General features: G+C 75.4%; 3 protein-coding genes. 2 read left to right on the top strand and 1 reads right to left on the bottom strand.

Annotated elements, in window-relative coordinates:
- The coding region (locus tag B9S61_RS12865; RefSeq protein ID WP_103542373.1) for a DEAD/DEAH box helicase at nucleotides 1–2,417 on the top strand (2,417 nt) is incomplete at its 5' end.
- Complete coding sequence (locus tag B9S61_RS12870; protein WP_103542374.1) at nucleotides 2,414–3,685, top strand: SWF or SNF family helicase; 1,272 nt, start codon at nucleotides 2,414–2,416, stop codon at nucleotides 3,683–3,685. The genes B9S61_RS12865 and B9S61_RS12870, both read left to right, overlap by 4 nt.
- Nucleotides 3,686–3,720: 35 nt before the next feature.
- On the opposite strand, the gene B9S61_RS12875 is transcribed toward B9S61_RS12870, so the two are convergent.
- Nucleotides 3,721–4,173: hypothetical protein (locus B9S61_RS12875; protein WP_258039641.1), on the bottom strand; the 453-nt coding region annotated here is incomplete at its 5' end.

The following is a 4,173-nucleotide window of genomic DNA, read 5'->3' on the forward strand; positions in this document are numbered from 1 at the left end:
CCGATCCCGAACGGCTGCTGCGCGCCTTCCTCGACGCCGTCGCCGACACCCTCCCCCGCTCCCCCGCCGCCCGTCTCGTGACCGGCACCGCGGCCTTCGCGGTGCCGGAGCCGCAGCGGCTGCCCGGACTGCGGACCTGGGCCGCCGACATCGCCGCGGGCCACGACGCGGGCGTACGGCTGTCGCTGCGGATCGAGGTGAGCGGGTTGACGGACGGGGCGGACGAGGTGTCCGACGACGCGTCCGGCACCCTCCTCGCCGGCCTGTCCCACGGCGCGGACGCCTCGTTCCGGGCCGTCCTGCAGTTGCACGCGGTGAGCGATCCCGCCCTCGTCGCGGACGCCGCCGACGTGTGGTCCGGGAACGCGGACACGGCCTTCGACTCCTCCGCGCGGATGACCGCCCTGCTCGCGCTGCGCCGCGCGGCGCGGGCCTGGACGCCCCTGGCCCCCCTGCTGTCGTCGACCGTGCCGGACGCGGTCGACCTCGCGGAGGAGGAGGTCACCGACCTCCTCGGCGAAGGCGGCCGGGCACTCGCCGGCTCGGGCGTCGACGTGCACTGGCCCAAGGACCTCGTCCGCGAGTTCACCCTCCGCGCGGAGGTCGGTCCCGCCGACGACGACCGGCCCGTGTCCACGGGGGCCGGCTTCGCGCAGGGACCCTCCGTCCTGTCCGCCGGCGCACTGCTCGCCTTCGACTGGTCGTTCGCACTGGGTGACCGTAGCCTGACGCGCGACGAGCTGGACCGGCTGGCCGAGCTGAACCGCCCCCTCGTCCGGCTGCACGACCAGTGGGTCCTGATCGACCCCCGGGAACTGGCCCGGGCCCGTGAGCACCAGAACCGGCGGATCACCCCGCTGGACGCGCTCGGCGCGGCCCTCACGGGCTCCGTGGAGGCCGGCGGAACCCGGATCGAGGTGCGGCCGACCGGGTGGCTGGCGGCACTGCGGGACCGGCTCGCGGACCCCGAGGCGCAGGAACCGGTGGCACAGCCCGCCGCCCTCGCCGCCACCCTCCGGGACTACCAGCGGCGCGGCCTGAACTGGCTGGCCCGGATGACCTCCCTGGGCCTGGGCTGCTGTCTCGCCGACGACATGGGCCTGGGCAAGACCATCACCCTGATCGCGCTGCATCTGCACCGCCAGAGCGACCCCGCTTCCGCGGGACCCGCCCTCGTGGTCTGCCCGACCTCGCTGATGGGCAACTGGCAGCGCGAGATCGAGCGGTTCGCGCCCGGCACCGCCGTGCGCCGCTTCCACGGCGCCCGGCGGGCGCTGGACGGTCTCGACGACGGCGAGGTGGTGCTCACCACGTACGGCACCATGCGGATGGACGCCGCCCGGCTGGCCGGGGTCCCCTGGGGCATGGTCGTCACCGACGAGGCGCAGCACGTGAAGAACCCGTACTCGTCGACGGCCCGGCAGCTGCGTTCCATCGGGGCACGCGCGCGCGTGGCCCTCACCGGCACACCGGTGGAGAACAACCTGTCGGAACTGTGGGCGATCCTCGACTGGACGACACCCGGACTGCTGGGCCGGCTCGGCACCTTCCGTACGCGGTACGCGGACGCCGTCGAGAGCGGACAGGATCCCGCCGCCGCGGACCGGCTGGCCCGGCTGGTGCGCCCGTTCCTGCTGCGCCGCCGCAAGTCGGACCCGGGGATCGCGCCCGAGCTGCCGCCGAAGACGGAGACCGATCACGCCGTTTCGCTCACCCAGGAGCAGACGGCGCTGTACGAGGCCGTGGTGCGCGAGGCACTGGCCGGGATCGCCGGCGCCGACAGCATGGCGCGCCGCGGCATGATCGTGAAGCTGCTCACCGGCCTGAAGCAGATCTGCAACCATCCGGCGCAGTTCCTCAAGGAGGAGCGGCCGGTGGTCGCCGGGCGCTCCGGGAAGCTGGAGCTGCTGGACGAGCTCCTCGACACGGTCCTCGCCGAGGAAGCCGGTGTGCTGGTGTTCACGCAGTACGTGCGGATGGCCCGGCTGCTGGAACGGCACCTGGCCGCGCGGGGCGTGCCGACCCAGTTCCTGCACGGCGGCACGCCGGTCGCCGCGCGCGAGGCGATGGTGCGCCGCTTCCAGGACGGCGAGGTGCCGGTGTTCCTGCTGTCGCTGAAGGCGGCGGGCACCGGGCTGAATCTCACCCGCGCGGAGCACGTCGTGCACTACGACCGCTGGTGGAACCCCGCCGTCGAGGCGCAGGCGACGGACCGGGCGTACCGCATCGGTCAGACCCGGCCGGTGCAGGTGCACCGGATCATCGCCGAGGGGACCGTCGAGGACCGCATCGCCGAGCTGCTGGTGCGCAAGCGGGAGCTGGCCGACGCCGTGCTCGGCTCCGGCGAGGCGGCGCTCACCGAACTGACGGACGCCGAGCTGGCGGATCTGGTCGCACTGCGAGGGGGAACACGATGAACTCGTACGACGGTGACGAGACCGGCGGGGAATTCACCTTCGCCGCGCTGCCGCCCGCCGCGGGCCGTGGTTTCGCGCAGACCTGGTGGGGCCGGGCCTGGCTGGACGCGCTGGAGGGCACGGCCCTGGACTCCGGGCAGCTCAAGGCGGGCCGCCGGCTCGCCCGCGCGGGAGCGGTCGGAGCGGTGTCGGTGCGGCCCGGCCGCATCACGGCGGTCGTACAGGACCGGGACCGAACGGCGCACCGCGCGGACGTCCTGTTGCAGGAGCTGTCCGCGGAGCAGTGGCACCGGTTCCTGGCCATGGCCGTGGAGCGGGCCGGGCATGTGGCGGCGCTGCTCGACCGGGAGATGCCCACGCATCTCGTCGAGGACGCCGGGTCGGCCGGCATCGAACTCCTGCCGGGCCTCGGCGATCTCGAACCGGAGTGCGACTGCGGGGCATGGGACCACTGCGGTCACACCGCGGCGCTGTGCTACCAGCTGGCCCGGCTGCTGGACCAGGACCCGTTCGTCCTGCTGCTCATGCGGGGGCGGGGTGAGAACGCCCTCCTGGAGGCACTCCGCACGCGCGGTGACGCGTCCGCCGGACAGCCCGCGCGGGGTGTGGAGGGCGTGGACGCCGCCGAGGCGTACGCGGCCGGGGACATCCTGCCGTCGCTTCCCGGCGCCCCGGCGCTTCCCGCGGAGCCCGGGGTCCCGCCGTCGCTCGGCACGGAGGAGGGTCCGCCCGAGGGCATCGATCCGTCCGCGCTGGAGTTCCTGGCCGCCCGGACCGCCGTGCGGGCCCAACGGCTGCTGGCGGAGGCGCTGCGGGAGGCTCCGCGGGCGCGTGCCGGGGAGCCGGAGACGACGGTGTCCCGGGACGCCGTCCGACTGGCCGCCGGTGAGCCCTCCCGCGCGGTGACGGACCGGCTCGCCGAAGGGTCGGGCCGCGGCCGGGACGGACTGGCCGTGGCGGTACGGGCCTGGCGGCACGGCGGTGCGGCGGCGCTCGCCGTGCTCGACGAGGAGTGGACGGTGCGCGGGGAAGGCCTCGCACGCGCGCGTGCCGCCCTGGAAAGCGCCTGGGACGAGGACGAACGGCCGGTGCTCCGGGCCCGGGCCAACCGCTGGACGGTCGTCGACGCGCCCGTGCAGCTGCGGCTGAGCCGCGACGGGCGCTGGTGGCCCTACCGGAAGGAGCGCGGCCGCTGGGTTCCGGCGGGCGGCCCGGCCCAGGACCCGGCCACCGCTCTCGCCTCGGCGGAGCGCACCCGCGCGGAGTGACGCTCCCGCCGTCCCCGGTCACTGCGGTGCGGCGGTCAGGGCAGTCCGGCTTCCGCCAGGGACGGCAGGAGTGACTCCAGGCCGCTCGGAAGGTCGCTGGGCACGCCGCTCGGCAGTTCGGTGGGGAAGCCCGAGGGCAGCTCGGTCGGGAGACCGGAGGGGAAGCCCGAGGGCAGCTCGGTGGGAAGGCCGGAGGGCAGGAGATCCGAGGGCAGCTCGGTCGGGAAGCCGGAGGGCAGCCCGCTGGGGAGGCCGCCGGGGCCCGTGCTCGTCTCGCCGGGCTCCCTGTCCGGCGCGTCGTCGCCGTCCGAGGCCGTGAGCACGATGAGGGAGACGGCCGCGACGGCCACGATCACGGCGAGCAGGATCAGCAGCAGCCTGCGTCCGCCGGGGCCGCGTCCGGGGCCGCCGCCGTGGTCTCCGGGCGGCGGGGGCGGGGGCGAGGGAGGTGACGGCGTTCGTGTGCCCGGTGAGACGGTCGCCCTGGA

It is taken from the genome of Streptomyces sp. SM1 (assembly GCF_002910825.1).
Taxonomy (GTDB): domain Bacteria; phylum Actinomycetota; class Actinomycetes; order Streptomycetales; family Streptomycetaceae; genus Streptomyces; species Streptomyces okerensis.